Here is an 18,416-nt window from a genome sequence, read left to right on the forward strand (position 1 = left end):
TTCAACCATTTTTAGACTTCTTTCCGAACCCATTTAATTCGGTTTTCTCGATGATTTTAAACATTCCTGGACTATGTATTCCGCGTTCCTTGAATCCAAACTTTTCATAAAATCCTTTGGAATCCCTTGCTGCCATTAAACCCACAAACGAATTGTTTACCGCCGCCCTTTTTAAATAGTTTTCAATGTGTTCCATGATAAGCCTACCCAGTCCTTGCCCGCGATACTTTGGATGGACAATAATGTCCTGGACATAGAAGTAAATGGCGCCATCACCAATGACCCTGCCCATTCCTACCATATTTGGACCATCAAAGACCGCTACACCATACAGATCGTTTTCCAAAGCGATTCCTACGGCCCAATCCGCAATCGCGTCCCAATTGGTCTGCCCCCTTAAGCGTTGATAGTCGGTCACCTGGAACTTACGCTCTTCGACACGTATGTTTTTTGGCCACTTTTCCTTCATTTTCTTTGTGCTGAATTCATTTCCACAAAATATAGCGTAAGGGCAAATTGGTTTTTTCAATGGTTCTAAAAATGACCAGGGAGCGCAATGTCTACCCTGGCCATTACACAACTAAACACTGATTAGCTACTTACACACAGTTTTATAGGTAGGGTTGGTTAAACCAGTATTACTATTCAACTCCAGTGCTATTTGGATTGGAACTTAATCGTAAAGGCTCCATCAACGACTTCCGCCACATCATCGGTATCCCGTATTACCGTAGGATTAACCTGAATATGATAAAGTACCCCTTCGAATTTTCCACTAATGACATCATTGTCAATACTGTCTATAGTGATTTTCACCTCATCCACGCCCACACCGGAATAGAAACACAGTACATCCGGAGCAGCACAGGGGCCTTGTAGTTTTTTTACCGATTCGTCTACCCAGGTAACACTCCCTTCCACACCGGTAACGTTATAGGGCAATGTTAGGTTCTCGATGTCCACACCATTGATTCTAAGGGTCCAAAAACCTTCACTATCGTCCTTTCCATTTTTAAAGGACTGGAGAAAAAGTGTTTTATCCGAACGATTGAATACATTGACATTTCCATTACTTCCACCATTAAAAACGGTTTGTTCATATCCAGCGGCATCATTGTCTATTTTGGCCGCTATCGCAAATTCCGGTGGTAATGGTGACCCATTATCATCATTTTGACAGGACGAAAAAATAAGCCCCGCCATTAAAACAATTGCAAAATTTCTAATTTCCATTTTTCACTTTTTTAAATCAATATTTATACTTGAGGAGTTAAACGTAGATAGGGTTTTACCTCAACAAACCCTTTGGGGAACATTTTTTCCGCTTCTTCATTACTCACTGAAGGAAGAATGACACAATCTTCCCCATTTTTCCAATTTGCCGGGGTTGCCAGCGATTCGTATTGGGTCAATTGCAATGAATCAATGACCCGTAGCAATTCTTCAAAATTTCGTCCTGTGGAGGCAGGATATGTTAAAATCAGTTTCACCTTTTTATCCGGGGCGATCATAAATACCGATCGTACCGTCATGGTAGCATCATCGTTAGGATGTATCATTCCATACAACTGGGCCACTTTTCTTTCTTCATCCGCTATGATGGGAAAATTTACCCTGGTGCGTTGTGTTTCTTCAATGTCCTTTATCCATTCCAAATGGGAACCAAGTGGATCTACACTGATTGCCGCTACTTTTACATTCCTTTCATCGAATTCCTCCTTGTAATTGGCCATGGTACCCAGTTCGGTGGTACATACCGGAGTAAAATCCGCAGGATGGGACACCAGCATACCCCAGCTGTCTGCAAGCCATTCGTGAAAATTCAACGTTCCTTTGGTGGTCTTCGCCACAAAATCCGGGGCCATATCCCCTAATCTCACTGTGTTCATTTTTAATTGATTCTATTTGTACTAATTCGTTTTACTATTGATGAATATTTCGTTGACCATCCCTACGATGGTTTTTTTGATTTTGCTTCATTTATACGGACTATTCCCTTTCAATCTCCAATAACTCAATGCTTGGTACTGCTCCAATACGACCGCACTGGTGGGTTACACCATCAACCAAATCATAAATGATATTTATCTCCAACCCATCAACCAGGTATTCGTTATCCAAGTTTAGAGGAAACAATAAATTGTCATTTTCGGTTTCAATGATGTAGTCATCACAACCCTCGGGAGGGGCAAGCAATCTAACGGTTGCTTCTACCATAAGTACGTTCTCGGAGTCGTCATCGTCAAAACATGCCGAAAACAATAGGACCACTGCAATTAGGGTCAGTATACTTCTCTTTCTCATTTGTATGTCTATTTTGGTCACTATAACAAAGTGAATTTATTTTGCTGCTTTCTTTTTAGTAGTATTCAACCAATTCGTACTGTTGACTTTCCATACCGGGCTTATAAACTCAAATAGTATTCTGTCCATCTCCGTAATTTTTGTTCAAAATTGCGGTGTATAATGTTCCAATAAAAACATAGCATGTTCGGAATACCGCATCCAGGACAAGTGGGCACCATCCGGACAACGTCCTTTCCAAAAGTTTTAGAGTGCCATGCCCCTTTGAAAGTTTCAGTTATTGGGTTTGATCATTTTTATATTTTTTTGTTTTTGAATGCATAAACGGAACCGCGCAAAACCTCGGATACCGCTAGAATCCTTCGTTTTTTGATTTTATTTGTTCCGAACAAACCTAAGGTGGACACCACGCGAATAAAAGTGGGAAGTTGGGAAAAGGGGAATCCATGTCGCGAAAGTGCCCACATCCTACCCCGTGGGACATTAAATCCAATGTGTGGAATACCACTTTCAGGACAATTGGATGCCATTTCCGATTTAAAAATACCTGTATTCCCATCCATTTGTAAAAACTTCACCGGATCGATCATTACTTCATAGGTATGGGATTGGGCCCTACCAGATAATTGAATATTCGTTCCATGGCCACCTTGGATTGAACGATAGCATCAATTTTGCCATAATTGGCATTGCAGGCCCATGATATGGCAATATCCTGATTGGGAAAATACACCATGCTGGCAAAATAACCGATGGCATCACCACTATGGAGATATGCTGGCCCATAATCCGTTATGATTTGAAATATCCCAAGACCATAAAACGTCTCAAACCCTTCGTTGTCCTTGTCATTTGGTACTATCCAATCCATCATTTCGGATAGGGATGTTTTGGACAATACTTCACCTTGAAACAGTTTTTCCATGAACAAGCTTAAATCCGAAGTATTCGAAATAAGCCCACCATCTGCAGAATAGTAATCCCAACCACTATAATAGGTAGCATTGATAAGGTTTAGATTGCTGTATAAGTCAACATACCCCCTAATAATACCATCGGGAACGGGGTCCGTTGCAGCAAAACTTGTGTGGCCAAGATCCAATGGACGGAAAAGCTTTTCCTCAAAAACCTTGTAAAAGGGAATTCCTGTAACCGCTTCAATAATCATCCCCAAAAGAATGTAATTGGTATTGGAATACCTAACATCCGTTCCGATCGGGAAATACGCATTTTGCCCGCGGGAATACGCCAAAAGCTCCCCAGGTTGCCATTCTTTGATCAAATTATTCAACGAAGCGGTTTGGAACCTGGCATCCTGTATATAATTGTGGATACCGCTGGAATGGTTCAATAATTGCCGTATGGTGGATTTTTCCGCATTGGCAATTTCCTTGAAAACAGCACTTGGAAGATAGGTTGAAATGGGATCATCAAGCCCCAAAAGCCCTTCTTCCCGTAGTTTTAGGATCGTAACGGCTGTAAATGTTTTTACGGTACTGCCAACCCTGGTACTATTGCAGGGTTTCAGATCCACATTACTGGCCAAATCACTTTTTCCCTTACTTACCGTATAGTGGCCTTCACTATTGCGCACACTGATCATAATGCCGGGAACCCCCTTAGTGATAAAATCTTCCGCCAAACCATCCATGGCATTCGCCAGAGGGTGTTGCAGGTTATTGGACGCAATCCCCGATTTGCATTCATAAAAGGAGGCTTCAAAAACTTCATCCCTTTCCGTACATGCACACACAAAGGATAGCATTAAAAGTTGAAACATTTTTCCCATTAGCGTTCGTTTTTTTCAAATGGATAAAATTTTAGACCTAAATGAAGGTTGGTATGCGCCATGAGTGGAATAAACCCCGGTGAATAGGGGTATTCCAACCAAGATTGGTACAACAAAAACAGCTCTGAAGAGTCGTTCTTTTTTGGATTGAACCGATATCCCAGTCCCGTAGTGAATGAGGGCATCAACCTGGAATTCCCCTTATCCCGTCCACTCCTGTATCCACCATTATCAAATTGGAATTCCTGCTGTGTACTGAAGGTATGTAAATAGCCCAGACCTATTTTACTTTTAAGATTCAATCCAAAGGAAGTCTTGTAATCCAATCCCAGTTCCAAATTGGCGTATACCCCCTGAAACAGTTTACGATGAAACATATACCCTATCGAGATTGACGGATATAGCCTAAAATGTTTGCTTTCCTTCCAATGGAACTCCGTTCCAATCTGGATTCCTGGATGGATAGGTGCAGTGATCAAATGATCATAGGGCACTGCTGTGGATTCATTGAAAATTGACAGGGTCACCGGTCGTTGGGACCAGCTATTTTGTCCAAAAAACAGAATGCAGCACATAACCGCGAATTGCATTGTTTTCATGGTTACTGATTGATGATGGGTACAAAAGTAGGTACGGGTATCAGCTAAAATTCCCATATGTTGACCTGCGGAATTGAACAGGACAAATAAGCGCCCAAAGCGGACATCCTAAGAATTATCCAACCATTTTAGGAATTTGGTGGCATTCACTTTAGCTACATAAACCGCATCATCCGTGGACGGGGATAGTTTTATCTTTAATCTTCTTGTTTTGGTTTTGGTGCATTGTACGATACTCTCCCTGGAACTGATTATCTGTCGGTTCAGTTGAAAAAAGTCATGAGCGGGTAAGGTTTTCCAGATGGTTTTAAAGGGCTGGTCGTAAAGATAATCCCCGCCTTTTTTTGTAATCAAAAAAGTAAACTTGTTGCGTTTAACGAAGTAGGCGACTTCGGACATTGGAATATTTATGGTATGATGTCCTTCTTTTGCAGCAAAAGACCTCTTTTGAATTTCTTTTTCCCAGGTCTTGGGCGTTTTTGTACGGAAGTACATAAACAGGTAGGTCATATTGATCAAAAGACATAATAAAATGGTCAAGGGCAGCTCTAAATAGAAAATGGAACTCGCCGAAATCCGTATACCAAGGACCATGAGGTAAATCCATTCTGCGCAAACAACAAACAAAGCTGGAACCAAAAGGCCCAGGACCAAATGATATTTCAGTGCCCGTGTCAGGTTCTTATCATGATTAAGTCTTTTGTAAATCCAAGAAGAAATCCATTTAATATAGCATCCACATCCATAGACACATAACAGCGTAAAAAGGACATCCGTGTAATAACTTGGCATCCCCAGAAGTTTTAAAAGGGTATTGTCATTACCAAAGTGTACCGCAAGCAAGGCGAGCATGGGATACACAAAGAGGAACAACCATTTATCCCTTATTTTCCCCTCATCCAAAACCGTACTTTCCTTTTTGGGTTTCATAGTGCCATTCAGCCAATTGATTTCCCAAAATTAGCGGACTGTAACTTGAGTGAAAAAGACTTTGGCATTTTTTGGCCGTTGCCAAAGCCACTCGTTCAATATTCATATGGAAAAACATAAGGTTCCCATTTTGAATACATGAGGTGTTTTTTCAAGTCTTGGGTCAAAAAAATGGAAATGCTTAACCAACCCTATTTCCATACAGGTGTCTTATCGTATAGCAAGTAATATCTTTGAAGTTAGATTCTCAAGTATAATGGATTCAATTTTATACTTCATTGTATGGGCAGCATTGTTCCAGGGCCTTTTTCTGGCCCTCATTTATATTTTTTCAAAAAAACACAGGAGCTTTGCCAATACGCTTTTGGGCCTCTTTCTAATAACCATTGTAATTGAGGCTGTAACGGCGATCCACCCTTTTCAATATATCGGTACCTATCCTTTGGTAGCGTATTTTACCCTGCCGGATGTTATCCTCTTTATCCCCATTCTTTTTTTACATTTTGTTCTGGAGAAACTGGGGAGTTCCCACAAACATCGATTGTTTTTAAGGGCAAATTATGTCATAGCAGTATCCATAAGCCTTATTACGCTATTGAACCTTTATCTGTTTCTCTTTGAATCATCTTCAATAGCCGAAACCTTTGATTTCCAGGTGGTATATTGGTTTCATTTTGGTGTTAAATCCTATGCTTTTCTTATTACTGTTTATGCCATCTTTATTTCATGGCGGGAAACCAAACGCTATAAAATCTTGGTTCAAAATGAATTTTCCGATTATAATTTATTACAGATCAACTGGTTGTTGTACTTGATTTATTTATTGCTTCCCGTTGTAGTGCTTTGGGGGGTAGCCCTGTTAAGGGTTGTTATTGTTACTGACTTTTCCGATGATTTCGATGTCCCAATATTTGGTCTCATTGCCATATTTCTTTATTACTTCAGTTATCGGGCCTACCTCCATCCGAACCTATTTGAAAGATTTCCGGAAAGTATATTCGAAAAGGAAAGTTCCAAAACCAACATTTCCGAGGATAGGGACCTTAAGGAAAACAGTGATAGGATTGAAAAGCTGATGACGGAAAATGAATATTATTTAGACCATAATCTCACCATAGGTACTTTTGCCAGGGAAGTGAACATCTCCCCCCGAAAGATTTCAACTTGCATTAACCAGGACCTGGGGAAAAACTTCAATGAATGGGTGAATGATTTTAGGGTTAAAAAGGCGAAGGAACTCCTGGAACGGGATACGGATTATAGGCTGTCCATTGAAGGTATAGGATTGGAATCCGGATTCAAATCCAGGTCTGCGCTTTATGCAGCATTCAAGAATAAATTGGGGTGTTCTCCCGGGGAATTTAGAAAAAACCAATTTTCTGACCAATCTGCTTTTTAACTTAAGGATTGACAACCTAAACTGGAGACAACATTCCATAGAGGCTTTAGTTATCAATTTCAATAAAATAGGGGGCCCCTGGAATACCTTTGGAAAAAAATGTCATACAAATGATTTGTAAGGGAAGGCAAGAAAATTGAGTCAGGCAAAACCGAATAGAGGGGTTGAATTAAAGCCAAACCATACGATTCCAAAAGCCATCATCCAACAAAGAACAGTCCTGAAATACTATGGCATGTAGTACCAAGAAATCATGTGCAAAACGACCATAACCACTTGTATGCACTACGGGGACGTAGCATTCTGGACAACTGGCTAAAACCTATACTTGAAAAGAATAAAGGAATAGAATTTAGTTATGGCCATAGTGGATTCCCTGTTGGTATATGTTCTAATTTCGTTATCGATTTAATCCAAGACCAAAAGACCATACTGAAACGGAATTACACGGGAAACCTATTAGCAAAACTTTTAAAATAAAACCGTAAAATGAGAACACAAAACAGAATTGGACTGGATACAGAAGCTTCCCAAACCATAGCTAAAAAATTAAACGAGCTTTTGGCAAATTATCAGGTATTCTATATGAATTCACATGGATTTCATTGGAATATTAAAGGGGAGGATTTTTTTGAACTGCATCTAAAATTTGAAGAACTCTACAACGATTCATTGGTAAAAATTGACGAAATAGCCGAGCGTGTTTTGACTTTGGGCTTTGTTCCGCTCCACACCTATTCGGATTATTCCGAAGTATCCAAAATTGGGGAGGCAAAAAATGTGACCCGTGGCAATGAGGCCATCCAGGAAATTCTAAAGGGATACGAAGTATTATTGCCCCTGGAAAGGGAACTGCTTGATCTATCGGGCAAATCCGACGACGAAGGCACCAATGCTTTGATGAGTGATTATATCCGGGAGCAGGAAAAACTTGTTTGGATGTATTCTGCCTATTTAGGACAGTGATCCTATCATTTTGGATACCGGCCATTTTGCCCGTGAGGAAGATGCCCAGATGACCATTCCAAAAATGCGTCAATTTGTGAAAAGGTTAGGGACCCGATAGGAAAGAATTCGCCCCCTGTAATGTTTTAATGGTTTTCGGCACTAAGTTTGATAGGAAAATCCTATTGTTGATAGACTTAATGCGATAAGGATGCGCTATTTCAAAATGCTGGGTATTGTACTCCTGTTGGTTTCCTGCGCTAGCGATGAAATGGGAAGGGAAGATTTGCGGGATATTCCGGTGTCCACTGGGGAAAAGATTACGGGGGGCTCCGTTTTACAGGTTTTTTTCTTGGCCGGAAGACAAAACAACGGTACCGACATTGTGGACAGGACAAACGCGAACTGGTTGGCGATGTCCCCTTTAATACCCTTGTCCCAGCATAATTCAGGGGGTTTTAGGCCGTACGAATTTCCGGTATCCGAGGAGACCTTTAAAATGAGGAGGGCCATTGAAAAGGTTTTGTCCAGTGGGGTCCGGAATATTCTATTAAAACCACTGACCTCCTTTGTGGCCATCAGCGATTCGAATTTTTGGGGCGACTTCTTTTTGGAAACGGAAGTGGAATGGCAGGAAATGGAAAAGGCCTATACGGAACTTTTTTTAGGATTTGCCGCCCTGTCCGATGAGTTTCCACAGGTTCGTATGCTCTCCATTGGCAACGAACTAAGGGAATTTGCAACCCGAAGACCTGTTTTTTTCAAAGGGCTCATCTCCCGGTTACGGGCAGAATACCCGAACCTTAAGCTTACTTATTCCGCCAATTGGGACGAATATGACCGCATCACTTTTTGGGAATATCTCGATTATCTGGGCGTGAATTCCTACTTTCCCCTGGTCGATGCAAAAACACCACAAGTAGAGGAGATAAAGGAAGCGCTCCTGCCCATCAAAAATGATATTCTTTCTGTTGCCCGCAAGTCTGGGGTTCCCGTCCTATTTACCGAATACGGTTTTCGAAGTATTGATCATGGTCTTCGAAGGCCTTGGGACAATGGACCCAACCAAGTAGGTGTAAACGTAAACCTGCAGGCCCAGGCCAATGCCTACACCGCCTTTTATGAAACCTTTTGGGACGAACCTTGGGTGGCAGGCGGCTTTTTCTGGGAATGGTTTGTAGAGGTAAACCTCAACAACCCCGGTTTTCGTTCCAACGAGAATGGCTGGTATATTAATGGCAAACCAGCAGAAGCGGTGGTGAGGGAACAGTATTCCAAAGTTTTCAATTGATTCGGTGATTTTCGCTGCCCAAAAAACAAAACGATTACCCCCCCTGATGAACTTCCAGGACCAAACAATCCAAAAAACTCTTTTTTGGAGTATCTTTTTCCAACATTATTAGTCTACCCAATAACTAAAAATTAGGACCATCATGAAAGGAAATTGTACTTGTAAAAACTGCAAATGCCCTAATTGTAATTGTGGTAACTGTAAATCCAAAAGCTGTTCATGCGTGACTTGTGATTGCAAAGAATGTGCATGTTGCAATTGAACCAAATAATCCATTGCTTGACGGCCCTATGAGTTTATCAACCACGGAAATTTGGAAGAAATTCTATACTGACCTTTATTTTTTTACATTGAAAAAAGTAAAAAATGTAGAGGCAACAAAAGATATTCTCCAAAATAGCTTCGTAAAGATTCATGCCAATCGCAATGCCTTGCGACAAGAAACCAAGGTCAAGCAATGGGTTTTTCAAATTACCCGAAATGAAATTGCAAATTTCCGCAGGATCGGTAAAATACCTGATCGCACTCCCTTTGTAGACCCAACAAGTGGCAATGGTCCATGTTGTTTCGATAGATTCGTTGATGAATTGCCGGAAATCTATAAAACTGTAATGTTACCTATCTACCTTCAAGGAAAAAAACAGGCTGAAGTTGCCAGGGATTTGGGAATTTCACTGCCCAATGTCAAAGCAAGGATCCGAAGGGCCAAAATTATTTTAAAAGAACAGTTTGTAGCCTGTTGCAAATATAGCCTTAATGAAAAAGGACAATTGATCGGCGAACCGGATTGTATGATCTGCGGGTAAAATCATACCCTACCATCCTTTTGGAATTCCAAATCCATTTTTTTTGCATTGCTGTTATGCTTATAACCGTCTTGCCCCTGGAATGGACAGCAATGCCATAAATGCCGTTGCCAACAATAGCGGCATAATTGCCCACAAAGGTTTAATAATGGTATTGGTTTGGTGGTATTCCGGCACAAATTGTTCCCAATCAATGGTCTCTGCTTTATCACCTTCAAAAATCCTGGGATAGAAATACAAACGCAGTTTTTCATGAAAGGCTTCCGTAGCATTCAAAAAATCGATGTGCTGTTCGGAACTGGTACCTGCCAATTGGTTGAACACCAATTGTACGTGCATGTTGGGCAGCAGGGATGCCATGGATCTGCTGGTTTGCTCCCTAAGCTTGATTTTGGCCAGTAAGGCTGCTTGTTCCTCCCTGGAATCATCATCTCCCATTTGCTGCATGGCATAGTACCATAGCCAATTGAACCCTTCGGTCGGGTAGCCGTATTCCCTAAACTGTGGGTAATGGGCGTAAAACTTTTTAAGGGTCGCCAACTTATCCATATCCCACTTGGTATGGTAGCCATCCCGTTGGGCAATGGCCGCACTCAATGCTTCCGGCACAGGGTATTTGAACGATACATAGGCATTGATCCCAGCTGGCAATAGGACAATCATCACCAACCAAATGGAAAGGAGCAACAATGCATTGAATCCAGAGGATTTTTTAAAACTGATGACAAAGAAAGAGAGGGCAAACCAAAATGTCACATAGAGCAATGTCAAGACAAATAGCAATAGGAAATTGGCATCCAGGGGAATATCCAATACAAGTTTGGCGATTACGAACAGTACCACCAAAATACCAAATAACAGCAATAACCGTACGGACAATTTGGCCAGTATAAAACCCAATTTTGATTTGGCCTGAATCGCGACCAACCGCCAGGTACCGGTCTCTGTTTCTTCAGATATGACATTAAATGTCAATACGATGGCCAATAATGGAAGTAGGAAGATCAGCACAAATGAAAGGTCAAGGTTGCCGGATTGTAAGTTCATTGGGTTCACCAAATCCGTATCATATTTCTGCGCTTCAAAAGTTTTGATGGTGATACGTTTCACGACAGGATTTACATCGGCCTGGCCAATGGATAATCCGGCCAATGGATTGGAAGGATTGATAAAGGCAAACTTCACATAATAAAGCAATAGCCCTAAATCATCGTTGTGTAGCGAGACGTGCCGTTCAAAATGCTGTTCTTGATAGGCCTTTACCTCGGCAATAGCTTCTTGCTGTCTAGCGAGTTGCCGATTCCCAATGACAATACCGATTATACCCAAAACCGTAATCAACAACAAACTGATACGTACTTCCTTTGAGCGTAGACATTGATATAAAAACAAGCGATACTTCATATGGCCTTTGCTTTTTTTGAAGTGAACATCATAAGCCAAAAGATGAACAACAACCATACAATCATTGAAACCAAAGCGGGTAAAGCCGCTTTGAACGAATTGCCAAATGCCATTGGCCTATGATGAAAATCGGGAAATTCTTCCCAGTGCTCATGTCCTACGACATGGGTTTTTCCTTCGGAACCACTTTTCTTTTTTGGGCTGATGTATACCATTTGTAGTTCGTTCATTTTTTGGGACAATTGATAGCGGTACGTATCGGCTTGTTCCTGAAAATCCACATAGCTTGAAAAATCCGTTCCGGAAAATGTCATTGAAAGTTGTTTTATGGCCATATAGGGGTTGACCAAGGCCAAAAATCGCGTAATGTTGTTTTGGCTTTCGTAAATGTCCAATAGATCGGCATGATGCTTTTTATATAGTTCCGAACTTATTTTTTCTCCTTCACGCATCACAAAACCGGAATAGTTGAACGGTAGGTCAGTGACTTCACTTACCTTGTGTACGGCCAGTACGGAGTCCCGAAGCTGATTGTAAAAAGGATCATCAGGATTGTGGCTATCACCCGTTTGAATTTTTTCCTTTTCAATGGCCGATTGAAATGCCAGTTTTGAAGGGGTGGGATACCAATAATTGCCCAGGGCCTGTGCCGACTTGGGCAAAAGAACAACCAATAACAACCAAATGCCCAATAATCGCAAAAGGGCATTTTTAGGGGTGTTGCTGCTTGCCGAAACAATTATGGCAACCGTAGAGACAATAAAAAGGAAAAGCATGTATCCCAGCCCAATTATCAATAACCGCAACCAAAGAAGATCACTTTCTACTTCGGCCCCATACCCTATAAGGACTACAATGACCACCAATAGTATTGGGGCCACGAATAAGAGGGCAACTCCACAAAGTCCAAGGGATTTGCCCAATATCATTTCCAACCAATTTGCACCTTGGGACAGTACAATTTTTAAGGTCCCGTTCTCCCTATCCGCTGCAATACCTGAAAATCCAATAAAAAACAGGATCAATGGAAGTACCAATTGCAATAGCAAAGCGATACTCAGTTCACCAAAACGTAGGGTTCCAGTTGAGAAAGTGGCATCGGAAAAGTTGACACTGTTTTGTCTATGGGCCTCCAAAAAGACCGTATTTCCCGTAAAACTTTCCAGCCCATGGTCAAACATGCCCAGTGGGGGATTCACCCGAAAGGCAAAAGTGCCAAAATGCGCCATGCGATGTGGATGCTTATCCGGATTTGCCTCCCAGCTCTGCCGCGCCTTTTCTTGATGAAACTTTCGGATATCGTTTTGGGCGATGTGATTTTGAATACCGCTAACGGCCGCATAGGCCGCTAGCAGTAAAAAAATGAGGTAAAGGAGATAAAAGGTCCTGGGTTTTGTTGCGTTATGCCAAAAATGCCATGCAAACAAACGTACGTTGGCCCACTTCATTGGTTAAAATTTATAGGTGGTCGTTAACAACATATTCCTTGGTGCCCCCGGAAACAATCTGAAAGTGCTCAATGCCCCTGTCCAATAGGTTTCATCAAGTAAGTTGTTCACTTTCAATGCGATTTGGATATTACTTCCGGACGGACGATAGTAAAGCGCAGCGTCCAAAACCGTGTATTCCGGTAGGAGCAACCGGTCATAGTACCAAGAAAAACGATCTCCCCTATATTCCATCCCCAGGCCTACACCAACATTTCGTAAGGGGCCGTTCATAAAATCGTACCTCCCCCAAAAGTTAGCACTGTGCTCCGGAGCACCTCCCACACGTTCGCCAACAAAGGCGGGGTCGTCATCCTCCTCAATAATGGCATCAATATAAGCGTACGAAGCATTTAATTGAAGATTGGGTAACAGATAACCGGAAAGGTCCCATTCAAATCCACGGCTACGTTGCGCTCCACGGGTCACCAACAGATCTTCATCCTCTGGGTCCTGCAGTAAGAGGTTACGTTGGTTGATTTCATATACCGCCATGTTCATGGCAAGCTTCCCACCAAAGAACTCCCCTTTCGCTCCAAATTCGACCAAATCACTTTCCAACGGATCAAATTCGGCCGGAGAACCTGCCCAAAAGAAGTTTTCAGTGGCGGGGGATAGGGTAACGGTATTTGATTGTGGTTGAAAACCTTCAATATAAGTACCATAGGCACTTACATTGTCGGTAACCTCATAGGTGAGTCCCAATCTGGGAATAAAAGCCTCATTTTTAAAAGATTCCTCATTTGGTGATTCATAATCAAACTTGTCCTCATACCATTCGTACCGAAGATTGACCAAAGCCGAAAACCTGCCCATTTTAAACTGATTCTGGACATAGACCCCATTGGAGGTCGTCAGGTTGGCGGGAATGGCAAATTCGGAGATTACATAGTTGCTAATGTCACGAATGGCATTCTGCGGATTGGTTAAATCGTAATGGGGCACATTGGGTCTGGGCGCAATCACCCCATTAATTTCCATGGTCTGGAATTGATCGGCCTCTGCAGGGTCAAAATTGCTTGCACTGCCATCGTTTCGCAAATAACGCCGTGCACCGTTTTGTCCGCCACCCTTGGTCCGTTCCCACCAACTACCATCATAACCTACCAACAGTTTATTGGTTACTTTGTCTCCATTGAAATCAAAATTGAAAAAAGCAGTAACGTTGTCCGTAATCCAGAATTGCTTACGTTCTACATAACGCATTGCAGCGAGGGTGTTAATTGGATCTCCATTAATATCCACGGCCGGGGCATTGACCGTTCTGTGCTCCACAAGGTCTTCTTCCCAGGTTTGCTTCATATAGGAAGCATTAAATCCAATATTATCAGAGATTTGTTTGCTAAAATTACTCATCACCAGAAGTTCCTCCGACTTAAAAAAATCGCTGGCTGCGCCTACATTCAACGAAATAGGAGTGCTATTAAGGTCAAATTCCCCATTGATAGCACCAAAAATCGGCTGTCCCCTATCAAGATTTCCGACCCCGTTGCTATAGATCATTTCTACATTCAATGCCGTTGTATTATTGGGTACATAGGTAATCGATGGCGTGATCAAAAAGGCATTGTTCTGTACCACATCCCGGAAAGACCGCGCTTGTTGTACAGCCGCATTAAAACGGTACAATAAGGTTTCGGAGTCGTTCAAAGGCCCCGTGAAATCCATGGTCGCCCTGAGCGTCCCAAAGCTGCCCACAGTGGCACTGACCTCGTTCCTTTTTTCCCTTAGGGGCTTTTTGGTGACCATATTAATGGTTCCGCCGGGATCGACACTGGAAAAAGTGACCGAAGAAGGTCCTTTGACCACTTCAACCCGTTCAATGTGCGATGTAATTGGCTGAAGAAAATAATATTGACGTGTCCGCAGACCATTGATTACCTGTCCTTCTTCTGCCTGTGTCGTACCCCGAATATTGAAATGGTTATAAAATGCGGTAGAGGTAACACTACTGGCCGCTTTGACCGCGTCTGCCAATTGGAAGGCCTGTCGATCGTTGATCAACTCCTTTGTAATCGTGGAGACTGCCTGTGGAAGCTCTTTGTTCTTAATGGCTACCTTGGTTGATGAAAAGGAATAATCACTGTTATAGTCGGTTCTGGCACGACCGATAACCTCTACGCTCTGCAATTGTTCGGTACCTTCTTCCAATTGAACCGTACCAATGGCGAACGAAGGACCCTCATTCATTTCGTAGCTGTTTTTATAAGACTGAAATCCTAGATACCGAACCTCAAGGATATAGTTGCCTGAAGGAACTTCAATATTGAACTGTCCATCGGTATCGGTAAGGCTTCCGTATGTCCTGCCCGTGTTTCTCAGGGTCACCGTAGCTCCTACTATGGGTATATCCTGCGTGTCCACAACAGTCCCCGTAACGCTTACTTGTGCAAACGAATCCCAACTGCACATAACGAGAAATAGGATGCCTATTAGTTTGTAAATATTCATTGTGTTAGATTGTTTTTAGATATAAATCCTGCAATTCACTTGCACTGATGGTATTTGTATTTGAGGTGTAGACCAGTTGACCTTCTTTCATAATGCCAATTTTTGTGCCCACGTTCACGGCATTGAATATGTCATGGGTAGCCATAAAAATGGTTTTCCCTTCCTGACTCAATTCCTTGCAGATTTTTGTAAACTCCAGAGTGGCCTTTGGATCTAGACCAGAGATAGGTTCATCCATAAAAATGTAATCGGCATTTTTGGAAAGGGCAATCGCAATACCCACTTTTTGCCGCATCCCTTTGGAATAGGAAGCAAGCCTGTTTTGATGGGCGGTTTCTTGGAGTCCCGCTTTGAAAAGAAAATCGGACAGCTCGGCATTGGAGTATTTAAAACCCGCCAACCGGCTAAAAAAATTGAGATTCTCAATCCCTGAAAGATTACCGTACAGTTGCACTACTTCTGGAATGTACGCAATCATTTTGGTCGTGGCGCTGCTATTTGGTTTTACTACAACCCCGTTCAGCAATGCCTCACCGCTACTGGGTGAAATAAGTCCCAGAAACAAATTGATGGTTGTAGTTTTACCTGCACCGTTCTGACCGAGCAAACAAAAAATCTCACCTTTTTCAACCAATAGATTAAGTTGACTGAGCGCCTCATGCTTACCATATCTCTTGGTAAGGTTAATAGCTTCAAACATAAATAATGTGTAAATGTTATTGACTAGGGGTTATGCGATGTTTTTACGTAATCGCAAAGGAAGGACAGAAGGCAACATACCTCTTGCCTTGGTCCTCTATGAAAAAAGAAATATTAAACCTGGGGTGGACCGCGAAGATGAAACTGTTCCCGGGAAACGGAAAAAAGTGTATCCGTTATGTTTTGATAGCAATCGAAAGAAACACGATCCAGGGAAATGGTAAAAGCACTTTGAACATTAAGTTGTTGATTAAAATAAAGGCTACAGAGCTGACAGTCCGGGTTATCCTCTACAATGACACTTGCCGTATTTCCATGATCTGTGTGCGCGGTATGATGCTCGTGTGCATGGGTATGAAAAATAAAAATCAAAGGCAGGCACAACAGGTAAGTTGCCATTAGACCTGCTACAATATTGATGCTGTTTTTCACGCCTGCTAAAATAGGATATTTTCCAACCTTATTGGATTCCTATTTGCAATTTGCTCGTTCCAATTTCCTGTTTGGCACTCCAAAAATCTGTCCAAGGCAATATAAGAAACCAATATTGGCATCGACGTATTGTCCGTTATGATCAGCACCCTTGGCATAGCCATTTATTGGGTAATGTACTGTTTCTCCTTGTGAATTAAGGAAGTACATCTTGAGGACCAAACGGTTTATCGCAAATTCCCAATGTGCACTTGGAAGTGTTGTTGGAGGTCCCGGTGTTGAAGTACCCATCCCCCTTTTTCAAAACTGTGTTCCTTATAAATTGGTTGAGGGATATCTGCTCCTTTAGTTTTCCTTTAGTAGTTTTAAGGCAACATCCAATTGGGGATCCCTTAGTTCCAGTATGTCTCGGACGGTAGTCTGGATTGGGTAATCCGGTAAGGTCCCTTTACCAATGAACTTTGTCTCTTTACTGTTCATTACATATTTGCTCAATGGGAGCTGAACTGTAATTTTCGTATTTGGCAATCTAAGTTGGGCAAAGTCTCCACCATGCCCTCCATGATAAGCACCTCCGGATTCCTCTCCGATGAAAATGGCCCTTTTATTAAAATGTAGAACCGAAGTGAATTCAGCTGTAGTGGAAGCACTTCGTCCATTCATTAAGACATATAAATTCCCTTGAAACCTATTCTCATTGGGTTGTTGGAGCAATAACCCTTGATGGGCCGTTGGCAAGGTTGCGAACCTGCCATCTTCCATTTGTTCGACAAAGGGCAGGGTTACCTTCATCCATTCTGCATTCTTATCCGTATGTTTAAACAGAAATGTAGTGTCCGCGATACCGGCATTGGTATAGAGGGAATCTAAATACGCAGTGGGCCTATCCACTAAATAAGACAGTAGATGCCTCCCCAGATCATCATTGCCACCGCCGTTGTTCCTTACATCAACAATTAAATTCCCCACACCCTTATCTTTAATTTTTTTAAATGCCTTGTGGACAAGGGCCTTGAATTTGGGGGAGTAAAAATTTCCCACCGTAAGCAAGGCAATATCATCGGACAAAAATTCGTAACGAATCGGATTTTCCCTCATTGCCCGTTCCTTTGCCCCATAATGATCCAGGTATTTTCGGATTTCCGGGTTTTCATGGGAGGTGTACTTCTTGTAGTTTCCTTTCCATTCTTCCTGTGTTACGGCCTTGAGGATTTTGGCGAATGTTCCTCCATCCTTTCCTTTGAGTTCTACCGTAAAGTGTTCTGCACTATCCATTAAAAGGTAGTACCAAAACTGAAACTCCATACCAGTCTGTAACCTGCTGTGCTTATTGGACCGTATCTCTCCGTCCGATGGGAAGTAAGGAATAAGTTTGTCATAGATATCTGCTATGGATTTACCGTTGATGCTCACTATTTGTGTTCCCGGACTTAAATCTGCCATGGACGAAAAATCAGATACGACGTAAGCCTTTGCGGGGTCAAACTCCCAGAAGATTTTTAAGGGAAAAAACCTTCCCTTGTCCATAATCTTTCCAAGCAATTCAGAATCAGGTGTTGCTATCGTATGTTGACATTTGATCAGGGCAACCAGGTTACATATTTCCCTATAAAACGCTCTGTAGGTCATGGGGAAATTTGATAGGCTTTGAACTTTCGTAAACAAGGAATCCAAGGTCTTCTTCGTAGTATACCGATAAAGTCCGGGATGGATTTTTTCCAATCCTGCTTTTAACATCCTAAGGTCTTCCTGTACCATATGGGAAGGAAATTTTTGATCAAAAACCGTTTTGGGATCGGATTGGGCATTTAGTTGTAGGGATAAGAACCCTACAAAGGCCATGATATGGAATTTCATTATTTCAGATATTGATTATACCC

17 protein-coding genes are annotated in these 18,416 nt (G+C 42.0%); 4 read left to right on the plus strand and 13 right to left on the minus strand.

The annotated features are described in order from the left end of the window. Position 1: 1 nt before the first annotated feature. The 7 genes from L0P88_RS05440 to L0P88_RS05470 form a co-directional block, all read right to left on the minus strand. Positions 2 to 469 carry a GNAT family N-acetyltransferase gene (locus L0P88_RS05440; protein ID WP_247133601.1) on the minus strand — a complete coding sequence of 156 codons (468 nt, stop codon included), beginning with the start codon at positions 467 to 469 and terminating at the stop codon, positions 2 to 4. Positions 470 to 657: 188 nt separating this feature from the next. Further along, positions 658 to 1,233, minus strand: a complete 576-nt coding sequence (locus tag L0P88_RS05445; protein ID WP_247133602.1) for a hypothetical protein — start codon at positions 1,231 to 1,233, stop codon at positions 658 to 660. 23 nt (positions 1,234 to 1,256) lie between these two features. Continuing rightward, positions 1,257 to 1,889, minus strand: coding sequence for a peroxiredoxin (locus L0P88_RS05450; protein ID WP_247133603.1), 633 nt, complete (start codon positions 1,887 to 1,889; stop codon positions 1,257 to 1,259). A gap of 100 nt (positions 1,890 to 1,989) precedes the next feature. Further along, positions 1,990 to 2,304 (minus strand): hypothetical protein, encoded by a 315-nt coding sequence (locus L0P88_RS05455; RefSeq protein ID WP_247133604.1) that lies wholly within the window; start codon positions 2,302 to 2,304, stop codon positions 1,990 to 1,992. Positions 2,305 to 2,893: 589 nt separating this feature from the next. Beyond that, positions 2,894 to 4,093 carry a serine hydrolase domain-containing protein gene (locus L0P88_RS05460; protein ID WP_247133605.1) on the minus strand — a complete coding sequence of 400 codons (1,200 nt, stop codon included), beginning with the start codon at positions 4,091 to 4,093 and terminating at the stop codon, positions 2,894 to 2,896. Then, complete coding sequence (locus L0P88_RS05465; RefSeq protein WP_247133606.1) at positions 4,093 to 4,692, minus strand: hypothetical protein; 600 nt, start codon at positions 4,690 to 4,692, stop codon at positions 4,093 to 4,095. The genes L0P88_RS05460 and L0P88_RS05465 overlap by 1 nt, the downstream gene beginning before the upstream one ends. 108 nt (positions 4,693 to 4,800) lie before the next feature. Further along, positions 4,801 to 5,622, minus strand: coding sequence for a LytTR family transcriptional regulator DNA-binding domain-containing protein (locus L0P88_RS05470; protein WP_247133607.1), 822 nt, complete (start codon positions 5,620 to 5,622; stop codon positions 4,801 to 4,803). Between the two features lie 256 nt (positions 5,623 to 5,878). Here L0P88_RS05470 and L0P88_RS05475 point away from each other — a divergent pair, with 256 nt between their 5' ends. The 4 genes from L0P88_RS05475 (at position 5,879) to L0P88_RS05490 (ending at position 10,063) form a co-directional block, all read left to right on the plus strand. Next, positions 5,879 to 7,021, plus strand: coding sequence for an AraC family transcriptional regulator (locus L0P88_RS05475; RefSeq protein ID WP_247133608.1), 1,143 nt, complete (start codon positions 5,879 to 5,881; stop codon positions 7,019 to 7,021). A 489-nt stretch (positions 7,022 to 7,510) separates the two neighbouring features. Then, the gene (locus L0P88_RS05480; protein WP_247133609.1) at positions 7,511 to 7,987 is read left to right on the plus strand and encodes a Dps family protein; all 477 of its coding nucleotides are present in this window, start codon (positions 7,511 to 7,513) and stop codon (positions 7,985 to 7,987) included. 190 nt (positions 7,988 to 8,177) lie between these two features. Continuing rightward, on the plus strand, positions 8,178 to 9,257 hold the full coding sequence (locus L0P88_RS05485; protein ID WP_247133610.1) for a glycoside hydrolase family 113: 1,080 nt from the start codon (positions 8,178 to 8,180) through the stop codon (positions 9,255 to 9,257). 350 nt (positions 9,258 to 9,607) lie between these two features. Beyond that, positions 9,608 to 10,063 carry a sigma factor-like helix-turn-helix DNA-binding protein gene (locus L0P88_RS05490; RefSeq protein WP_247133611.1) on the plus strand — a complete coding sequence of 152 codons (456 nt, stop codon included), beginning with the start codon at positions 9,608 to 9,610 and terminating at the stop codon, positions 10,061 to 10,063. A 60-nt stretch (positions 10,064 to 10,123) separates the two neighbouring features. Here L0P88_RS05490 and L0P88_RS05495 read toward each other — a convergent pair whose 3' ends face one another. From L0P88_RS05495 to L0P88_RS05520, 6 genes are all read right to left on the minus strand, one after another. Then, positions 10,124 to 11,467 carry a DUF3526 domain-containing protein gene (locus L0P88_RS05495; protein WP_247133612.1) on the minus strand — a complete coding sequence of 448 codons (1,344 nt, stop codon included), beginning with the start codon at positions 11,465 to 11,467 and terminating at the stop codon, positions 10,124 to 10,126. Beyond that, positions 11,464 to 12,915, minus strand: a complete 1,452-nt coding sequence (locus L0P88_RS05500) for an ABC transporter permease (protein ID WP_247133613.1) — start codon at positions 12,913 to 12,915, stop codon at positions 11,464 to 11,466. Before L0P88_RS05500 ends, L0P88_RS05495 begins: the two co-directional genes overlap by 4 nt. A gap of 3 nt (positions 12,916 to 12,918) precedes the next feature. Then, positions 12,919 to 15,405: a TonB-dependent receptor gene (locus tag L0P88_RS05505; protein ID WP_247133614.1), complete on the minus strand. Its 2,487-nt coding sequence runs from the start codon at positions 15,403 to 15,405 to the stop codon at positions 12,919 to 12,921. A gap of 4 nt (positions 15,406 to 15,409) precedes the next feature. Next, complete coding sequence (locus tag L0P88_RS05510) at positions 15,410 to 16,105, minus strand: ABC transporter ATP-binding protein (protein WP_247133615.1); 696 nt, start codon at positions 16,103 to 16,105, stop codon at positions 15,410 to 15,412. 113 nt (positions 16,106 to 16,218) lie between these two features. Further along, complete coding sequence (locus tag L0P88_RS05515; RefSeq protein WP_247133616.1) at positions 16,219 to 16,536, minus strand: hypothetical protein; 318 nt, start codon at positions 16,534 to 16,536, stop codon at positions 16,219 to 16,221. Positions 16,537 to 16,881: 345 nt separating this feature from the next. Continuing rightward, positions 16,882 to 18,393, minus strand: coding sequence for a S41 family peptidase (locus L0P88_RS05520; RefSeq protein ID WP_247133617.1), 1,512 nt, complete (start codon positions 18,391 to 18,393; stop codon positions 16,882 to 16,884). Positions 18,394 to 18,416: the final 23 nt, after the last annotated feature.

This window comes from Muricauda sp. SCSIO 64092, from assembly GCF_023016285.1.
Lineage (GTDB): Bacteria > Bacteroidota > Bacteroidia > Flavobacteriales > Flavobacteriaceae > Croceivirga.